This window comes from Chloroflexota bacterium (assembly GCA_014360805.1).
In the GTDB taxonomy this organism is placed as follows: Bacteria; Chloroflexota; Anaerolineae; order DTLA01; family DTLA01; genus DTLA01.
In genome coordinates, this window is the sequence record JACIWU010000040.1 from 12,093 (window position 1) to 30,664 (window position 18,572).

General features: G+C 66.2%; 17 protein-coding genes. 10 read left to right on the plus strand and 7 right to left on the minus strand.

What is annotated here, in order from left to right:
* Nucleotides 1-337 precede the first annotated feature (337 nt).
* The 6 genes from H5T65_08275 to H5T65_08300 all read left to right on the plus strand — a co-directional run bounded on the left by H5T65_08275 (nucleotide 338) and on the right by H5T65_08300 (nucleotide 6,736).
* Nucleotides 338-601, plus strand: a complete 264-nt coding sequence (locus H5T65_08275) for a hypothetical protein (protein ID MBC7259231.1) — start codon at nucleotides 338-340, stop codon at nucleotides 599-601.
* A 100-nt stretch (nucleotides 602-701) separates the two neighbouring features.
* Complete coding sequence (locus H5T65_08280) at nucleotides 702-1,712, plus strand: flippase-like domain-containing protein (protein ID MBC7259232.1); 1,011 nt, start codon at nucleotides 702-704, stop codon at nucleotides 1,710-1,712.
* Between the two features lie 57 nt (nucleotides 1,713-1,769).
* Nucleotides 1,770-2,951: a glycosyltransferase gene (locus tag H5T65_08285; GenBank protein MBC7259233.1), complete on the plus strand. Its 1,182-nt coding sequence runs from the start codon at nucleotides 1,770-1,772 to the stop codon at nucleotides 2,949-2,951.
* A 188-nt stretch (nucleotides 2,952-3,139) separates the two neighbouring features.
* Nucleotides 3,140-4,591, plus strand: a complete 1,452-nt coding sequence (locus tag H5T65_08290; protein MBC7259234.1) for an O-antigen ligase family protein — start codon at nucleotides 3,140-3,142, stop codon at nucleotides 4,589-4,591.
* A gap of 2 nt (nucleotides 4,592-4,593) precedes the next feature.
* Nucleotides 4,594-5,520, plus strand: coding sequence for a glycosyltransferase family 2 protein (locus tag H5T65_08295; GenBank protein ID MBC7259235.1), 927 nt, complete (start codon nucleotides 4,594-4,596; stop codon nucleotides 5,518-5,520).
* A 376-nt stretch (nucleotides 5,521-5,896) separates the two neighbouring features.
* The gene (locus H5T65_08300; GenBank protein ID MBC7259236.1) at nucleotides 5,897-6,736 is read left to right on the plus strand and encodes a DUF72 domain-containing protein; all 840 of its coding nucleotides are present in this window, start codon (nucleotides 5,897-5,899) and stop codon (nucleotides 6,734-6,736) included.
* Here the strand turns inward: H5T65_08300 and H5T65_08305 are convergent.
* The 6 genes from H5T65_08305 to mtnA form a co-directional block, all read right to left on the minus strand.
* Nucleotides 6,723-8,075, minus strand: coding sequence for an FAD-dependent oxidoreductase (locus tag H5T65_08305; protein MBC7259237.1), 1,353 nt, complete (start codon nucleotides 8,073-8,075; stop codon nucleotides 6,723-6,725). The two genes, H5T65_08300 and H5T65_08305, sit on opposite strands and share 14 nt — an antisense overlap.
* Before the next feature lie 143 nt (nucleotides 8,076-8,218).
* The gene (locus tag H5T65_08310; protein ID MBC7259238.1) at nucleotides 8,219-9,481 is read right to left on the minus strand and encodes an adenosylhomocysteinase; all 1,263 of its coding nucleotides are present in this window, start codon (nucleotides 9,479-9,481) and stop codon (nucleotides 8,219-8,221) included.
* Nucleotides 9,482-9,569: 88 nt separating this feature from the next.
* A complete protein-coding gene (locus H5T65_08315; GenBank protein ID MBC7259239.1) occupies nucleotides 9,570-10,397 on the minus strand; it encodes a GNAT family N-acetyltransferase in 828 nt (275 codons plus the stop codon).
* Nucleotides 10,394-11,362: a carbohydrate kinase family protein gene (locus H5T65_08320; protein MBC7259240.1), complete on the minus strand. Its 969-nt coding sequence runs from the start codon at nucleotides 11,360-11,362 to the stop codon at nucleotides 10,394-10,396. Before H5T65_08320 ends, H5T65_08315 begins: the two co-directional genes overlap by 4 nt.
* A 2-nt stretch (nucleotides 11,363-11,364) precedes the next feature.
* The gene (locus H5T65_08325; protein MBC7259241.1) at nucleotides 11,365-12,393 is read right to left on the minus strand and encodes a methionine synthase; all 1,029 of its coding nucleotides are present in this window, start codon (nucleotides 12,391-12,393) and stop codon (nucleotides 11,365-11,367) included.
* Nucleotides 12,390-13,436: an S-methyl-5-thioribose-1-phosphate isomerase gene (mtnA, locus tag H5T65_08330; protein MBC7259242.1), complete on the minus strand. Its 1,047-nt coding sequence runs from the start codon at nucleotides 13,434-13,436 to the stop codon at nucleotides 12,390-12,392. Before mtnA ends, H5T65_08325 begins: the two co-directional genes overlap by 4 nt.
* Nucleotides 13,437-13,648: 212 nt before the next feature.
* On the opposite strand from mtnA, the gene H5T65_08335 reads away from it, so the two are divergent.
* Complete coding sequence (locus H5T65_08335) at nucleotides 13,649-14,323, plus strand: metal-dependent hydrolase (GenBank protein MBC7259243.1); 675 nt, start codon at nucleotides 13,649-13,651, stop codon at nucleotides 14,321-14,323.
* A 134-nt stretch (nucleotides 14,324-14,457) separates the two neighbouring features.
* Here H5T65_08335 and H5T65_08340 read toward each other — a convergent pair whose 3' ends face one another.
* Nucleotides 14,458-14,970 (minus strand): adenine phosphoribosyltransferase, encoded by a 513-nt coding sequence (locus H5T65_08340; protein MBC7259244.1) that lies wholly within the window; start codon nucleotides 14,968-14,970, stop codon nucleotides 14,458-14,460.
* A gap of 452 nt (nucleotides 14,971-15,422) precedes the next feature.
* On the opposite strand from H5T65_08340, the gene H5T65_08345 reads away from it, so the two are divergent.
* Genes H5T65_08345 through H5T65_08355 form a run of 3 tightly spaced genes read left to right on the plus strand, consistent with a single transcriptional unit; the run spans nucleotide 15,423 to nucleotide 18,367 of the window.
* Nucleotides 15,423-16,277, plus strand: coding sequence for an amidohydrolase (locus H5T65_08345; protein ID MBC7259245.1), 855 nt, complete (start codon nucleotides 15,423-15,425; stop codon nucleotides 16,275-16,277).
* Nucleotides 16,267-16,614: a nucleotide pyrophosphohydrolase gene (locus H5T65_08350; GenBank protein MBC7259246.1), complete on the plus strand. Its 348-nt coding sequence runs from the start codon at nucleotides 16,267-16,269 to the stop codon at nucleotides 16,612-16,614. Before H5T65_08345 ends, H5T65_08350 begins: the two co-directional genes overlap by 11 nt.
* Nucleotides 16,615-16,654: 40 nt before the next feature.
* Complete coding sequence (locus H5T65_08355) at nucleotides 16,655-18,367, plus strand: hypothetical protein (GenBank protein ID MBC7259247.1); 1,713 nt, start codon at nucleotides 16,655-16,657, stop codon at nucleotides 18,365-18,367.
* The last annotated feature ends 205 nt before the right edge of the window (nucleotides 18,368-18,572 follow it).

Consider the following 18,572-nt stretch of genomic DNA (forward strand, 5'->3'; position numbering starts at 1 on the left):
TACAGGGGCTGCGCCCGCCATCCACGAATAACAAGAATCCACACGAACGCAGAATAGGTGTGGACACGTAGGGCGGCTTCCCATAGCCGCCGCCCAGGCGGTGTTCTCACCTCTCCGTGTCAGCCCGCGGTGGGGTTGACAAACTGCGCGGACCTGGGTATACTGGAATCAGAAGAACCCGTCCGAGGGGTACGATTCATGAATGTGGTTTGCCCAATGGGCACGACAGGACCGAGGACATCGGGGTGAGGTATGCCCTGATGTCCTTTTGTTTTTTCGCTCGGGCCGCCACCGCGCCCGCATCTTATGGCCCCACCGGGGCACAGGAGGGAGAATGATGGAATCAGGGATGATCAGCAAGATTCAGAAGGCGAAACGCTACGCACAGGAAAAAGACCGCATCACCTTTGAGCAATTCCGTGTCCGGTTCAGAGGCGAACACGACACTTACACGCTAACTTTTGACGAGGGCAGGTGGACCTGTCAATGCAATTTCTTCCTTTCCCACGGGGTTTGCAGCCACACGATGGCGCTGGAGCGCATTCTGGGCGTGATGTTGCCCGTGGCCGCCAGCACGGAGGGCGCCCCGCAGGGGACCTGATTCAGGGTTGAGCGATGAGGGTCGGCCTGGCGGGACAGCAAGCCTCCGCCAGGCCGGCTTTTGTTGTAAGCCACGGGCGAAGGGGGTGAGCGTGAGCGCATTGAAAAGGTGGCAATTCTGGCTGGGAGTTCTCATCAGCGCCTTTTTCCTCTACGACGTGCTGGGCGACTTGGATTTGGCCCAGGCGTGGGAGGTGGCGCGCACGGCCAACTACTGGTGGATCCTCCCGGGCGTGGCAGTCTATTTCGTCGCGGTTTGGGCGCGCACCTGGCGCTGGCACTACATGCTTCGCTCCATCAAGCGGATTCCCCTCACGCGGCTGTTCCCGGTGGTGGTCATCGGCTACATGGGCAATAACGTGTACCCGTTCCGCGCGGGCGAGGTCATCCGCGCCTACGTGCTGAAGCGCAAGGAAGGCGTGAGCATCAGCGCGAGCCTGGCCACCATCATCGTGGAGCGCATCTTTGACGGCGTTACCATGCTGTTCTTCGTGTTCGTGGTGCTGCCCATCGCGCCCGAGGCGGCAGAGTGGCGCAGCATCGTCATCTGGTTCAGCCTGCTATTCTTCGGCGCGCTGGGTGTGTTCTTTCTCATCGCCGCATCGCCTCGCCGTTCCCAGGCGCTGGCCGGCTGGTTCATCCAGCGCCTCGTCCCCAGCCGATTCCGCGCGGCCGCCGAGAGCATCACGGGCCGCTTCCTGGACGGCCTGACATTCCTGCGGAGCGGGGCGGACATCCTGATGATCTTCGTTACCTCGGTCGCCATCTGGCTCACCGAGACGACCAAGTACTGGTTTGTGATGCACAGTTTTGACTTCCAGGTCTCGTTCTTCGTCCTGATGTTGATGACGGCGGTGGTGAACCTGGCCACGACGCTCCCATCCTCGCCGGGGTACGTGGGCACCTTTGACTGGCCGGGCATCCGCATCCTCCAGCGGTTTGGCGTGGAAGGGCCCATCGCGGCGAGTTACACCCTGGTGCTGCACGCGGCGCTATGGCTTCCCATCACGCTGTTGGGCTTCTTCTACATGTGGCGCGAGAGCGTCAGTTGGACGCAGTTTGCCGAGGCCGCGAAACTGAAGGGCGAAGCCGCCGCGTCCGACGACCGCTGAGGGGGCCCCATGACCGCGAGTGCCCTGTTTGTCTGTAGCAATCAGACACATGTGCGCATGTTCAGTCCGGTGGCGCGCATCCTGGAGCGGGGGAATCGCGTTGCGCCGCGCTGGGTAGCCCTGGACAGGTACTACAACCAGTGGGCCGAGACGGCGCTGCGAGCGCAAGGTTGGGACAACTACACGCTTCTCCCGCGCCCGGGTGGCGCTTCGGGCACGCCGTGGGAAGGCGGGGCGGTGGCCCGCATGCGGGTTCTGCGCCAGGGGCGGCGGGCCGTCCAGGCGCTGCTGCGAGAGGCGCGCCCCGAGGTGGTGGTCCTCGGCAACGACCTGGGGACGCTGGAGCGGCTGTTCATCGCCGAGGCGCGGCGCTTGCGCGTCCCGTCGCTTCTGGTGCAGGATGGCGTCATCGCCCTGCGGCCGGTGCCTGCGCCGCCAGTGCGGGTCGCACGCGCGGCGCTGAACGCGCTGGGGTTGCGTCTGCCCGACCCCAGGCCCTACGGCCAGAACGGCGCATACCGCGTGGCTGTGATGGGCGAGGCCGTGGCCCGGTGGCTCATCGGGCAGGGGGTTCCCGCCGAGCGTGTCGCGGTTACCGGACAGCCGCGCTACGACTTCTTGCACGCGCTGCGTCAGGGCACCGCGCAGCCCACCGGCATGGATGCGCTGGGCTTGCCCGATGGGGCAAAGGTCATCGTGTTTTCCTCGCAGCCGTACCTGCGTTACAATGTGTGCGACGAAGCCGCGGCGCGCCGAATCTGGCGGACGGTCGTGGAGGGCGTGAAGGGCTTGGGGGCAGGGTATCACCTGGTGGCCAAACTGCACCCGGCCGAAGATCTGGAGGGCACGCGCCGTTGGCTTGGGCATGACTTCCCGCCCGAGTGGACGCTGACCCGTGACGTGGACGTGTTGAGCCTGCTGTGGCGCGCGGATGCGCTGGTTACCCTGATGTCGTCCACGGCGCTGGAAGCGATGTGCCTCGGCAAGCCGGTGGTTCTGCTGGACGCGGGCGTCATGCCGGAGCCCATTCCCTATTCGGAGAGCGGCGCGGCACTCCGTGCGCAGAGCGCGGAAGAACTCGCGGAGCGGCTACGCCAGGCGCTCTACGACGATGGCGTGAGGCAAGCCCTGGCGCGCGCCCGCGAGGCGTTTCTGCCGGCGCATGTGGGGCCGCTGGATGGCCAGGCTTCTCTGCGCGTGGCGCGCGAGATAGAAGCCCTCGCTCGGGGCGGCGAATGAGCGAACATGTCATCAACAAAACCATGGACCGCGCCGACCTGGACGCCCCAGGCGCATCGTAGCGGAGTTGAACGATCTCATCCGCACGCTTCAGGCGCGTGGGCTGGAGCGCGTGAATCGGGGCGCGGGCTACGAGCCGCTGCCCGATGGACAGAGGGGAACAGATGAAGGATACGCCACTTTTCCGAGTGAGCATTCCGCGACCCGTATGGGTGGCTCTGGGGTTCGCCTGGCTTGTCCTCAGCGGACTTGTCGGCTGGGCCGTCGGGCTTCCCTACGGGATGTTCCTGGCATGGGCGGGCATCGTTACGGCGGTATTCCTGGCCAACCCCTTCGCCGGCGCGCTGGGCTTGCTGGTGCTCAATGTTCTTGCGGCCGACTGGGGACGGGCGTTCGTCCTGTTTCCCTACAAGCCGTACAACATCAATCAGGCGGGCCTCGCCAACCTGGTGATGGCCGGCCTGGCCGTGGTGTACCTCATCCGGCGTCGCCCCAAACTCGCGCCGTTGGCGCTGCCCTTCGCTGCGTTTCTGGCGGCGGGGCTTGTCAGCATCCCCTTCTCGTCCAGCCCCTTTGCGGGCCTGCGCGACTGGACGCGGATGTTGCCGCTGGCGGGCCTGTATGTGGTGGCCGCTGAGTTGTTGCGCGGGAAGCCCCGCCGCGCGCGTGTGTGGGTGTGGGCCATGATCGCGTCCAGTGTGTGGCCGGCGGTGGTCTCTGTATATCAGGGGCTCACGTACAGGGGATACCACAACGTGATCGCTGGCCCTGGGCAGAATCGCATGCTGGGCACACTCTCACACCCCATCGCCTACGGGGTGTATCTGGGCATCATTGTTGCGCTCACAATCTACCTTTTCCGAATCAGCGGGCGCGGGAAGACCAGGGTGCTGCTGGGGTTCTGGGTGATCGCCAGCCTGACGCTGCTCTTCTTCTCGTATTCGCGCGGCCCGGCGCTGGCGACGTTTTGCGCGCTCGTTGCGCTGGCGCTCCTTGCGCGCCGCGAGACGGCGAAGGCGCGGGCGGGCCTGATAGGGCTGGCCGTGGTCTTTCTGGCCGTCGTGCTCCTGGCGGGCCGCATCCAGGACTTGCTCACGCCGTTCTTGTACCGCACGGTGCACCCTGTGCCTGCCGGGGAAATGAAGGCTCCCAGGCCCACGCCGACACCGCCCGTCGGCGGCTCTACGGGCGCAACCCCAACACCGGTGCCCACGCGCCCTGCCCCGGCGCTGAACTCCGTCTCGTGGCGCCTCAACCTTTGGCGCTTCGCGGCGGACCTGGCGATGGAGCGTCCCCTGGTTGGGCTTGGCCTCGGTGGCTTCCCAGACCAGTCCCCCAGGCTGGTGGGGTTTGAAGTAACGCCGCACAACGATTTTGTGCGGGTGTTCGCGGAGATGGGGGTGCTGGGGCTTGGGACATTCGTCTGGTTGTGGGGGGCGGCAATCTGGCGGCTGTTCCAGTTCTGGCGGCGCGCGCCTGACCGTCCGCTGTCGCTTTTTGCGGCCGTGCTTCTGGCGGTGGCCGTCGGCTACCTGGTCAACAGCCTGTCCGCCGACTTGCTGAACAACCCCACGGTGGGCTGGGTATTCTGGCCGCTGATGGCCCTGCCGGAGGCTTTCGCGCCCCGCTCGGAGGCGTGAACATGGGCGGCGGTGAGCCTGTCCGCGCCATCACGGTCGCCATTTGCACCCACGGCGAAGCGCCGCACCTGGCCGAGGCGCTGGCGTCGGTCGTGGAGCAGGACGCGCCCGCCGACCTGCGCGTGGACATCCTCTGCGTGGACAATAACCCCACGCCCGCCGTAACGCTGTCGGGCGACCTGGCGACCCGCGTGCGCGTCGTCCACGAGCCGACGCCCGGGCTTTCTCGGGCGCGCAACGCCGCTGTGGCCCATGCCCTCGGCGATGCCATCGCCTTCATGGACGACGACGCGGTGGCAGCGCGGGGCTGGGTCGCGGCCCTGGCCCGCGACCTGGAGCGCACCGGCGCCTGGTGCCTGGGCGGGCGGGTGCTCCCGCGGTGGCCCGGCGACGAGCCGACCTGGCTGGACCCGCGCCTGCGCTATCTGCTCAGCGTCGTGGACCTGGGCGACGACGTCCGGTACCTACGAGGGCCTATCTTCCCCTGCGGCGCGAACCTCGCCATACGGAAGTTTGCCTTTGAGCGGGTGGGCCTGTTTCGCCTGTCGCTGGGGCGCAGGCCCGGGTCGCTTCTGTCGGGCGAGGAGATAGATTTCTTCCGTCGCGTGCTGCGGGCGGGGGGCACGGTGGCCTATACGCCTCATGCCGTTGTCCATCACATCATCCCGGCCTCGCGGCTCACGCCGACCTTTCTGCGCCGCCGCGCGTGGTGGGAGGGCAAGACCCTGGCGCTGCTGGATCGGCTGGACCGGGGCTGGGCCTACGCGCTGGCCGTGGCCCTGGCGCGGACGGGCCTGGCGATGGTGCGCGAACCGGCCGCATGGGTTGGGGCGCGGTGGGCGGGGCGCACGCCCGAACTCCCCCTCTGTCGCGCCGCGAAGGTGCGCGGGTACTGGGCCGGGCTGTTCTCTCCCTTTAACCGCGAATAGCGCCAATCCACGCGAATGGGGACGGAGCGTGGCCCTCGGCGGCTATGGAAAGCCGCCCTACGGAATTAGCGGGCGGCGGCCATGGGAAGCCGCCCTACAAAACCGGATTCACCGCGGAGCGAGCGGGGACCGCAGAGATTTGCCGTGAAATCTTCGCGTTCTCGGTGCTCTCGGCGGTGAGAATCTCTTGTAGCAAGCGTAGGGCAGGCCCTGTAACCGCGAATAGCGCCAATCCACGCGAATGGGGACGGAGCGTAGCCCTCGGCGGCCATGGGAAGCCGCCCTACGTGTCTTGGCTCCCGCGTGCGACTAGAACGCGGTTTTGCGCGCAGGGCAGGCCGCGCGGTATAATCATCTCCGAAAGGAGAGGACGGCCATGAGCAGAATCTACGTGGGCACATCCTCCTGGTCCGATCACGCGAACTTCTACCCGTCCGGCCTGCCGAGCAATCAGCAGATCGTCTTCTACGCGCAGCACTTTCCCATCGTGGAGATCAACTCCACGTTCTACCGCATGATGCCCGCGCGAAACTTCCAGTTGTGGGCCGAACGCACGCCGCCCGGCTTCATCTTTGACGTGAAGCCCTACCGCCAGTTGACGTGGCACGACCGCGAGAATCCTCCCGACGATGAGGCGTTCGCCGCCTTCCGAGAATCCATCCAGCCCCTGCGGGAGGCGCGCAAACTGGGCGCGGTTACGTTCCAGTTCCCGCCCCGCTACGCGTATTCGGCGGAGAACCTGGACTACATCCGCCGATGCCGCGATGCCCTGCCCGATGACCGGCTGAGCATTGAGTTTCGCAACCGCTCATGGCTAGAGGGCGACCGCGTACCGGAGGTGCTGGAGGCGCTGCGGAAGATGGGGCTTGCGCTGACGGTGGTGGACGAGCCGCAGGTGGGCGCGGGGAGCGTGCCCATCGTGGCGGAGGTGGCCAGTCCCGAACTGAGCGTGGTGCGCTTCCACGGGCGGAATGTGGGGACGTGGTACAAGCAGGTGGAGCGCACGGCGAGCCGTTTTGACTACCTGTACTCCGAGGATGAACTGCGCGAGTGGGTCCCGCGGGTGGCGCGGCTGGCGGGCGCGGCGCGCGAGGTGCACATCTTCTTCAACAACAACAAGGCCAACTACGCCGTTACCAACGCCCGCCAACTGACGCTGCTCTTACGGGAGTCGCTGGCCGAGCACGAGGTCATCCAACCGGCTACACTGCTTTGAGTATCTGCCGCACGGCGATGAGCACCGGGTCCCACACGGGCGAGAAGGGCGGCGCGTAACTGAGGTCCAGGTGCATCATCTCATCCACCGTCATGCCCGCATGCAAAGCGACGGCCATGACATCAATCCGTTTGGCCGCGCCCTCGGTGCCCACAATCTGCCCACCCAGGAAGCGCCCCGTGCCCTTCTCGGCCAGCACCTTCACGGTGATGCTCCCCGCGCCTGGGTAGTACCCCGCGCGCGTGCGGCTCTTGATTGTGGCGGACACGAACTCCCACCCCAGTTCGGCGATTTCCTTCTCCTGCAGTCCGGTGCGCGCCACCTCCAGCGAGCAAATCTTGCTCACGGCTGTGCCCACGACACCCGGAAACATCGCACGCGCGCCCCCCAGGTTCAGCCCCGCGATGCGCCCCTGTTTGTTGGCCGTGGTCCCGAGGGGGATATGCACGGCCCGCCTACTGACAAGGTGGAATGATTCGGCGCAATCGCCCGCCGCCCAGATGCCGGGCACCTCGGTCTGCATGCGGTCGTTGACGCGAATCGCGCCCTTGACGCCCAACGGGATGCCTGCGGCCCGCGCCAACTCCGTGTTGGGGCGGACGCCCAAGCCCAGGATGGCGATGTCGGCGGGCAGTTCGCGCTTATCGGTGATGACCGCTCGCAGTCGCCCATCCTTCGCGTCAAACCCGATGACCTCTTCGCCCAGGTAGAGCGTAACCCCGATGCCCCGAATGGCGTCCGACACCAATGCGCCCATATCGGGGTCCAGGGTGTTCATCACCTGCGGGCCACGCTGCACCAGAGACGTCTCCAGCCCACGCAGGCACATGGCCTCGGCCATCTCCAGGCCGATGTACCCGCCGCCCACGATGACGACCCGCCGCACCGAGGCTTCGTCCACCGTCCGCCGCAAGCGAATGCCGCTTTCCAACGTGTGTACCCCATGAATCCCCTCAACGTCGGCCCCGGGGACGGTCGGGCGCACCGGCAGCGCCCCCGTTGCGATGAGCAGGTGATCGTACGGCTCCCACCACGCGTCGCCGGAATCCAGGTTTTGCACGCGGACACGGCGGTCTCCGGCGTCAATCTGCGTAACCTCGTGGCGCACGCGGGCGTCAATGCCCTGCTGTTGAAACTCCTCCGGCGTGCGGGCAATGAGGGCGCTCCATTCGTCGACAACACGGCCGACATAGTAGGGAATCCCTCACGCCGCGTAGGACGTATGGGGCCCTCGCTCAAACACGAGGATGTCCAAATCGTTGCGAAGGCGGCGGGCCTGCGACGCGGCGCTCATGCCGGCTGCATCCCCGCCAATGACGACGAGACGCTCTCTTCCCATGCGCGACCTCCTGCTGCCGATACTCCAGGCACAGGGTAGCGAATGTCGCCGCCCCTGTCAAGAAGAAAGACCTCCGCGCCGAAGTTCGGCGCAGAGGTCAGTCCTGGATTCGCTGCCAGGATGTGGGGATGCCGATGCCCCGGCTACGTGCCCTCTTCCCAAGAGGCGAGGTAGCGTTTCTGCTCGGCGGTGAGTCGGTCTATCTTGATGCCCATAGCCTTGAGTTTCAGGCGGGCAATCTCGCGGTCAATGGCCTCGGGGATGGTGTACACCTGGGGCTTGAGCGACTTGGCGTTGGCGAGCATGTATTCCACGCCCAGCGCCTGATTGGCGAAACTCATGTCCATGACGCTGGCCGGGTGACCTTCGGCGGCGGCCAAGTTGATGAGCCGCCCCTCGCCGAGCACGGAGATGCGCCGCCCGTCGGGCATGGTATACTGATCCACGAACTCCCGCACGCGCTTCTTGGCGATGGCCATTTCTTCCAGCGCGGGGATGTTGATCTCCACGTTGAAGTGGCCGGAGTTGGCCAGGACGGCGCCGTCCTTCATGACCTCAAAGTGGGCGCGGTCCAGGACGTGGATGTCGCCGGTGGCCGTAACGAAGATATCGCCCACTCGGGCCGCGTCGCGCATGGGCATGACGCGGTAGCCGTCCATGACGGCTTCCAGGGCGCGCAGCGGGTCCACTTCGGTAATGATGACGTTGGCCCCCATACCCCGCGCGCGCATGGCGATGCCTCGGCTGCACCAGCCGTACCCGCTGACTACCAACGTGCGGCCGGCAAGCAGGAGATTCGTGGCGCGGATGATGCCGTCAATGGTGGACTGGCCTGTGCCGTAGCGGTTGTCAAAGAAGTGCTTGGTCATGGCGTCGTTGACGGCCAGGATGGGGTAGCGCAGCACGCCATCATGGGCCATCGCCCGCAGGCGGATGACGCCGGTGGTGGTCTCCTCGGTGCCGGCGATGACGCCGGGCAGCAGGTCGGTGCGCTCGCGGTGCAGCGTGGACACCAGGTCGGCCCCGTCGTCCATGGTGATGTGGGGCTTGTGCTCCAGGGCGGCCCGAATGTGCGCGTAGTACGTGTCGTGGTTTTCGCCCTTGATGGCGAAGACCGAGATGCTCTCGTGGACGACCAGCGACGCCGCCACATCGTCCTGCGTGGACAGCGGGTTGGACGCGCACAGCGCCACCTGCGCGCCGCCCGCCTTGAGGGTGCGCATCAGGTTGGCGGTCTCGGTGGTAACGTGCAGGCACGCGGACATGCGCACGCCCGCCAGCGGTTTCTCGCGGGCGAAGCGTTCGCGAATCAGCCGCAGGACGGGCATATCCTGCTCGGCCCAGTCTATGCGGTCTCGCCCCTTGTCGGCCAGTCTTAGGTCTTTCACATCGTGCGGTACGCTCACTGTCAACTCTCCTCTGATAGTCTGGCGCTGTCAGCCTTCAGCCTTCAGCGGTCGGTATCGGTTTGCGAAGCATGGCTTTCCTCAACGGCTACGCCCGTTTTCGGTACGCCATGGCCTCGTAGAACTCGCAATATCGGGCAAAGCCCAGTTTGGTGTACACGCGCCGGGCGGTCTCGTTCTCGGCGCCGACGTTGAGCACGATGGTCGGGATGCGGGCGGCCAAATCCCGGAGCACCGCCGCCGTGCAGGCCAGCGCATACCCGCGCCCGCGATAGTCGGGATGGGTGAACACGTTGCCGATGGCGGCCACGCCGTAGGTCTCGGAGACCAGGTGCGTGCCCGCCACCGCGACGAGTCGGCCGTCCCGCTCCACGCCGTAGAAGATGCCGTCCATCAGTTGGTACGGGCTGAAGCGCGCCTCGGCGTACAATCGGTACAGGCTTTGCAACTCGGCCTGGCGCGCGCCCGTCAGGCGAAACGTCAGCGGACTCGGCGGGGGCAGGGGCGCGGTCCTGTCCCAGACCATGCGCACCATGCGCTGAACTTCGGCCAGCGCGTAGCGGGCGCGAAGCGCAGGCTCCTGCTCCTCGGTGAAGATGGCGTACACCTTCGGCGGGCGCATCACGCCAGCCAGGATCACCGCATGCCCGCGCGGGTCGCCGTAGAGGAGCAGCGTGTGCGGCTCCAGGCCCTTGAACAACAGCGCCAGCGCGCGCGTTCCATCGGCGTGTTCGGCCAGCGCCCACTCGCACTGCGCGAACAGCGACGGCTCCAGGTCGCCGATGGCGTAGGCGGCATAGACCCTGTCCTGATTCAGGACGGCCAGGATTTCCTCGCGGTCGCGGGTCTCGCGAACCGTCCAGCCGCCTGTGCTGCGCGGCACCCTGGCACGCGGGCGTGCGCTGGCCTCGCTCATCTTCCGCCGCTCAGCAGGTCGTCCAGTTCGGGCGCGTCGCCGAATGTCTCGCGGTAGCGCGCAACGAATTCGGCCCGCGTGTAATGGTGATTCTGCGTGCCGTGCCGCTCCAGCACGTAGGTGGCCGCCAGGCTGGCGATGCGTCCCGTCGTCTCCCACGAGTATCCGCGCAGCATGCCTTTGATGATCCCCGCGCGGTACGCATCGCCCACGCCCGTCGGCTCGCACAGCGCGCTGGCGCACACGGCGGGCACTTCCACCTTACGCCCGTCGGCCCAGATGACCGAACCCTCCTCGCCGCAGGTAACGATGAGGATGTCGGCCAGCCCCTGCACCTGCTCATCCGTCAAGCAGGTCTTGTTTTTGAACATCTCCAGTTCGTAGTCGTTAACGATGAGCACTTTGGCGCCGCGGGCGCTTTCCACCAGTTCCTCGGCGCTCAAGCGGATGATCTGCTGGCTTGGGTCGTAGATGTAGGGGATTCCCAGCGCCTTGCATTCCTGGGCGTAGCGCGTCATGGCCACCGGGTCGTTGGGCGAAATGACGGCCAGCGTCGGCTTGGGGTTGCCCACCTGATGGAATGAGAGGTCGCGCGCCCTGGCCATTGCGCCCGTGTAGAAACTGGCGATTTGGTTGTTGTCCTGGTCGGTGCTCACGAAGAACGACGCCGTGAACAGGTCGGGAATCTCGCGGATGAGGGACGTGTCTATCCCGTGCTGTTCCAGCCAGGCGCGGTAGTCGGAGAAGTCCTGCCCCACGGTGCCCATGACGGCGGGCCGCTCGCCCAGCAGGGCCAGCGAGTAGGCGATGTTCGGCGCGCAGCCGCCGCGCTCCTTGCGCATGGAGTCCACCAGAAAACTCACGCTGAGCATGTGAATCTTGTCGGGCAGGATGTGATCCTTGAACCGACCGGGGAAGGACATGATGTAGTCAAAGGCGATGGAGCCTGTAACGACAATGCGCATGCTTACGACACTCCGAACTTTTGTCGGGCGAGGTGCGACACCTGCGCCGTGGTCGCCAGCACCTTCTCGGCCGCCGCCTCGGATAGGGAGCCGGTGCCACACGACGGCGTGATGAGGCTGGATTCCACGATCTTGTCCAGCGGGATGCCCTTGGCCACCAGCAGTTGCATGGCCTGTTCCAGACGCTCCAGTAGGTGCTCGGGCGTTTCGCCGAAGATGACCTCACTGGCGGGGACGATGCCCCACGCGATGATCCCGCCGCGATTCAGGAACGCCTTGACGTCGTCGGCGTAGAGGGCCAGGGTCTCGGCGTAACCGTAGGCGTCCAGGTTGAGGATGTGAATGGACGTGGCGAGCAGCAGTGACCAGTCGGTGTTGCCGCAACAGTGCACGCCCTTGATGCCCTCAAGGCCCGCGAGCACTTCCTCCATGAGGGTGATGGCCTGCTCGCGGCTGAGGGAGACGTAGGCCGAGCCGAAGGAACTCATGTAGGGTTCGTCTATGAACGTGATGACCTTCGGCGAGAGTTTCTGCAACTGCTTCTCCTGCCAGTGCGCTTTCAGCCGCAGGTGCTTGGCCACGGCGTCGGCCAGAATCTCGTCGTACAGAACGGGGCGGCGGTTCTGATCCACCACCACAAGCCCCCACGAGACCGGGCCGGTAACCTGCCCCTTGACGGCGGTCAGGCCGGGCAGCGGGCGGCTGACGAGTTCGGGAAGCCCGGCCGCGTACTCCTTGCCGATGGCTCCGTGCTCCAGGTCGTTCTTGAGATAGGCGACGTACAGCGCCTCCAGCGGCTCGTCCAGGTCCTGATCGCGATCCACGTAGATGCGCTCTTGCTCCAGCACGACGCCGGGGAATCGCTCGCTGTACTGCACGTACATGTTCTCCAGGAACGAACGCTTGGGCAATTGCGGCCATGTGGGAATCTGGGGGAAGTTCTTGAGCACCAGGTCGCAGGCCTGTTTCGGGTCGCGGTGTGGGACGCTGCCCACGGACATCGGCAGGAGTCGGGGTTCCAGCGGTCTCATGATTCGGCCTCCATCTGCATGATTCGTCGGAGGTTCTCGTGGAAGGGCGGGCGGACGATGCCCCGTTCGGTTACGATGGCGGTTACGTAGCGGTGGGGCGTAACGTCAAAGGCGGGATTGGCGACGGCCACGCCCTGGGGCGCGATGCAGACGCCTTCCACGTGGGTTACCTCGGCGGGGCTGCGCTCCTCAATGGGCACGGCGTCGCCATGCGGCACGCTCATGTCAATGGTGGACGTGGGGGCGACGGCGTAGAACGGGACGCCGTTCTCCTTGGCCACGACGGCGATCTTGTAGGTGCCCACCTTGTTGACCACGTCGCCGTTGGCGGCGATGCGGTCAGCGCCCACCAGCACGGCCTGGATTTTGCCGGTGCGCAGAAAGTAGCCCGCGGCGTTGTCGGCGATGAGGGTTACGGGGATGCCGTCTTGCATCAACTCCCAGGCGGTGAGCCGCGCGCCCTGGGATCGGGGGCGCGTCTCGTCGGCGTACACGTGGATGCGTTTGCCCTGCTCCACGGCGGCGCGGACTACGCCCAGCGCCGTGCCGTAGTCCACCGTCGCCAGGCGGCCCGCGTTGCAGTGGGTCAGCACGGCGTCGCCGTCGCGCAGGAGTTCCGCGCCGAAGCGACCCATGCGGCGGTTGGTCTCTACATCTTCGTCAGCGATGGCCTGGGCTTCGGCCACCAGCGCCTGGGTGATTTCGGCCACGCTCTGCCCGCGCAGGGACTCGGCGCGCTTGCGCATCCTGTCCAGCGCCCAGAACAGGTTGACGGCGGTGGGGCGGGTGGCGGCGATTTCGCGCGCGGCCTCGTCCAATTCGGCCAGCAACTGCTCGGCGTCGCGAGCCTGGCTCCGCACGGCGCACAGGGCGAGGCCGAACGCAGCCGCCGCGCCGATGGCGGGCGCTCCCCGCACGGCCATGTCGCGAATCGCCTGCGCCAATTCGTGGTGATCGCGGCAGATCAGCACCTGGTACCTTTGAGGCAGCAGGCGCTGGTCAATCATGTGGATTGCGTTGTCGTGCCACTCAATGGTGCGCAACTGTCTCTCCTCGGTTTGCTCTTGGTCTTCTCGCGGGCGCGCTGCGCCGCAAAGAAAGAGGTCTCTCTTCTCTCCGAGAGAGACCTGGGCGAGGCGAGGGTATGGTATCATAGGCCTGACACTTTGTCAAAGCGGCGCCGTTGACACCCGGCGGGCGTTGGGGTTATACTGTGCGCGACGAGACTTCACATCAGCGGAGGTGCGAGATGGCGGTGAAACTGACGTACTACGGCCACGCCTGCTTCCTTGTGGAGGGCGGCGGGAGCACGATGATCATTGACCCGTTTCTGGCGGGCAACCCCACCGCGCCGGTCGGCCCGTCGCAGGTGAAGGTGGACTACGTGCTGGTCTCCCACGCGCACGGCGATCACTGGGGGGATACCGAGGCCATCGCCCGTGCCAACGACGCGCTGGTCATCGCCAATCATGAGATCAGCGTGCACGCGTCCAACCTGGGGCTGCGCGCCCACGGCTTGCACATCGGCGGCGGGTACAATTTCCCGTTCGGGCGCGTGCAACTGACCCCGGCCATGCACGGCTCTTCGTTCCCCGACGGCTCCTACGGGGGCAACCCGGCGGGCTTTCTGCTGACGCTGGAGGGCAAGCACATCTATCACGCCTGCGACACGGGGCTGTTCTACGACATGAAGTTGATCGGCGAGAAGGGCATTGACGTGGCCATCCTGCCCATCGGCGACAACTACACCATGGGGCCCGAAGACGCGCTGAAGGCCGTGCAGTTGATTCAGCCCAAAGTGGTGATCCCGATTCATTACGGGACCTTTGACATCATCAAGCAGGACCCCGAGGCGTTCAAAGCGGCCGTGGAGTCCGAGACGAGCGCCAAGTGCGTGATTCTGCGCCCGGGGGATTCGCTGACGTTGTAGGCCGGGGGCCGCGCCAGATAGCCGCATAGCCCAGAACAGCGCAAACCGCAGAGGTCGGGGACCGGCCGTGTGGCCGCGGTCCACCTCTGCGGTCGTGCATTCTCCGCGGGAGCGGTGGTGCGCCGCCGTCGTCGCTAGAACTGAATGATGGAGCGCACGTCGTAGCCCTTGAGTTTCTCCACGCCTTTGAGGAAGGTCAGGTCAATCAGGAAGGCGATGCCCACCACCTTGCCGCCGAGTTGCTCAATCAGGGTAGCCGCGGCCTTGGCCGAGCCGCCGGTGGCCAGCAGGTCGTCCACCAGCAAAACGCGCTGCCCCGGACGGATGGCATCCTTGTGCATCTCCAGCGTGTTGGTGCCGTACTCCAGGGTGTACGAGGCGCTGATGGTTTCGGCGGGCAGTTTGTTGGGCTTGCGCACGGGGACGAATCCGGCGCCCAGTTTGTAGGCCAGGGGCGCGCCGAAGATGAACCCCCGCGACTCTATGGCCGCCACCAGGTCTATCTCCATCCCCTCGTAGGGGGCCGCCATGCGGTCCACGGCCTCTCGGAACGCCGCCGGGTCATTGATCAGGGTCGTGATGTCCTTGAACAAGATGCCCTTCACGGGGAAGTCGGGGACGTCGCGAATCATTCGGGCGAGATCCATGGTTCTGTCCTCCTTGCAGTATCGGTAAGGGTGCCAGCCTGGGATTGGCCACCGCCAGGGAGAATTCTAGCCGAAAGGCCGCCGCTTGCCAAACTGCGGGCCAGGGGCGGGGCAGAGGCTATCCACGAATAACGCGAATCTACACGAATGGAGAATAATAGACACGTAGGGCGGCTTTCCATAGCCGCCGTAGGCAGGGGGCAGGTATGGAAACCTGCCCTACGCTTGCTCCGCGGTGAATCCGGTTTCGTAGGGCGGCTTTCCATAGCCGCCGAAACCTCACCCCCGGCCGCCGGCGGAGATGGGGAACGAGGGGGCGAGGTAGGTGGGCGGCCAGGCCCCATCCGCGTGGATTCACGTGATTCGCGGATGAGGTGCTGTTCGGGCGCGTTGCCCCGCCACCCAACGTGTGGTATAATGCGCCCGGAGCCACTTCGCTTCGGGAGGGAGCGTTGATCGTTGACGCCCATGTGCACGTGCACCGCCCCGAGGTTGCCGCCTGCCGGGACGAGTACTGTGCGCGCGATGACTATTTCCGACGGCTGTACGCTGCGCCTAAGACGCGCCTGGCGACCGCCGAGCAGATCATCCAGGCCATGGACGAGGACGGGGTGGACGTGGCCGTTGTGTGCGGGTTCGCCTGGCGCGACATGGGCATTTGCCGCGACGACAACGACTACGTCATGGAGGCCGTCGCGCGCTACCCGCGCCGCTTGGTGGGGCTGGCGGTGCTGAACCCGTGCGCGGCGGACGATGCAGTGTACGAGATGGAGCGCTGCGCCAAAGGCGGGCTGCGCGGCCTGGGCGAACTGATGCCCGACGGCCAGGGCTACACCCTGAGCGACGTGGAGGCCATGCGGCCCATCATGGAGGCCGCGCAACGCCTCGGCTGGGTGGTGATGACCCATTCCAACGAACAGTTGGGCCACGACTACCCCGGCAAGGGCAAGACCGGCCCGGAGGTTGTGGTGCGGTTCGCCCAGGCGTTCCCCGACGCGCGCATCATCTGCGCCCACTGGGGAGGCGGGTTGTTGTTCTACGAACTCATGCCGGAGGTGCGCGAAAGCCTGCGCAACGTGTTCTACGACACGGCAGCGTCGCCCTACCTGTACGACGACCGCATCTACCGCGTGGCGGCGGAGGTCGCGCCGGACAAGATTCTCTTCGGCACGGACTATCCGCTCCTTCGCGCACGGGCTTATCTGCGGCGAATACGGGCCGCGAATCTCGCGCCCGACGCCGAGCAGGCGCTCCTGGGCGGGAATGCCGTGCGGGTCTTCGGCATCGGAGACGGGTATGGCCGATAAGAGCGTCCGAGACTGGCAGCGCGAGGTGGACGAGTGGGTGCGCACCGTCGGGGGCGGGTATTGGTCGCCCCTGGTGAACCTGGCGCGCATCGCCGAGGAGTTGGGCGAGACCGCGCGGCTGGTGAACCACCTGTACGGCCCGAAGCCCAAGAAACCCACCGAAGCGCCCCAGGAACTGGGCATGGAACTGGCCGACATCCTGTTCGCCGTCATCTGCCTGGCCAACTCGCAGGGGATTGACCTGCAAGACAGTTTCGCGCGCGTCATGGAGAAGTACCGCGTGCGCGACAAGGACCGCTATCGCCCCGCCGGGCAGCAATCGGACAAGTCCGGGTAGGCATCCAGGCTGGCGCGCCTGGGTTCCACGGAGGTGGAGTGTGAGCGCGAACCGAAAGCGGCGCCCGTTCACTACCGCACTGCGCGCGGTGCTGTCGGTGCTGGCCGTCATTGCCGGCCTGGCGCTCCTGGGGTATTCCATCGCGACGGTGGTGCGGGGGCCTGCGGCCCGGCCCACGCCCACGCCGCGCCCGAGGCCGTCCATTGCCCTTGACCCCGCCGAGGGGTACGCGGGTACGTATGTTACCGTTACAGGCGTCAACTGGCCGCCCGGCGAGGTGGTGTACATCTACCTGTCGCCGCCGTTCCTTGAAGAGGAAGCCTACGCCTACGACGGCGCGCAGGTGGGCGCCGATGGGGCCTTCGTCGCGGCCATCGTCTTCCCGGATGATCCCGACTTGCTGGATCGCGGCGCTGTGGGGGTCGTCGCGCGCACTGCCGGTCGCCTTCAGGCCAGCGCGCCCTTCCGCGTGCGCCGCCCCACACCTATCGCGCCGACCGCGACGCCGACGCCGGTGCCCGCGCCTTCGCCCCAGCCCTCGCCGACGTCCACGCTCACCCCCACGCCGCCGGCCCCCACCGCGACGCCCGCGCCGACGCTGCAGCCCCCTGTCGCCTTTTTCGGCTGGAAGGGCGAGTACTTCAGCAACCCGACGCTGTCGGGCGAACCTACGCTCATCCGCGATGATGACATCATAGACTTCCGATGGACAACGGGATCGCCCGACCCCGCAATCCCGACCGACAACTTTTCGGTGCGCTGGACGAAGACGCTGTCTCTGGCGGCGGGCACCTACCATTTCCACGTGCGCTCGGACGACGGCTGCCGCCTGTGGGTAGATGGCAGGTTGCTGGTGGACGAGTGGCACGACAGCGCCGAGACCATCTACAGTGCGAGTATCTTCCTCGCGCAGGGGTCGCACGCGGTGGTGCTGGAATACTACGAGCGCGCGGGGTCGGCCACGGTCGCCCTGTGGTGGGACTACGAAGACGCATTCCCCAACTGGAAAGGCGAGTACTTCGCCAATCCGAACCTGTCGGGGCCGCCCGCGCTGGTGCAAGATGACGAGCAGGTGGATTTCGCATGGGGGTTCGGAGCACCCGCGCCGGAGATTCCCGCCGATGGCTTCTCGGCGCGATGGACGCGCAAATGGTATTTTCTGACCGGCAACTATCGCTTCTACGCCAAGGCGCGCGATGGGGTGCGTGTCTGGTTTGACGACGCGCTCGTCATAGACGAGTGGCACGCCGGCACGGATACGACCTACGCGGGCGACGTGCAGGTGAGCGACGCCGGCTGGCACACGGTGCGCGTGGCCTACTACAACCAGTCAGGCACGGCCGAGATCAAGGTCTCGTGGGAGGCGCTGGTGTCCTACGCCGGCTGGAAAGGGGAGTACTTCTCCAACAGGGATTTGCGGGGCCAACCCGTATTCGTGCGCGACGATCCTGCGCTCAACTTTGAGTGGGGGCTGGGGAGCCCCGGTCCGGGCGTCGGGCAGGACAACTTCTCGGTGCGCTGGACGCGGGAGGTGGAGTTTGCTGCCGGGACCTACGAGTTTTCCGTCATCGTGGACGACGGCGTGCGGGTGTGGTTGGACGACTGGAAGGTTTTGGATCAGTGGCAGGACGGGATACGGCGGACCTACACGGCCGTCTTTGAGGGGTTGAGCGCGGGGCGGCACACCATCCGCGTGGAGTACTACGAACACATGGGCGAGGCCGTCCTGCGGTTCTGGTGGACGAAGCAGTGAGGACGTCGCCTCGTGTGCGTGGCGATGCGGCGCCCGCCGCCATGGGTAGGTCGGGTTTCCATACCCGACGCTGGCGGCGGCTGGCGGCTATGGAAAGCCGCCCTACGTGTTTGCTACCTCGCCCCCTCGTTCGGGGAGGCCGAAGGCCGGGGGTGAGGTGTGTGGCCCGCGAGCGTTCCTCACCCTGGCCCTCTCCCGGCGGGAG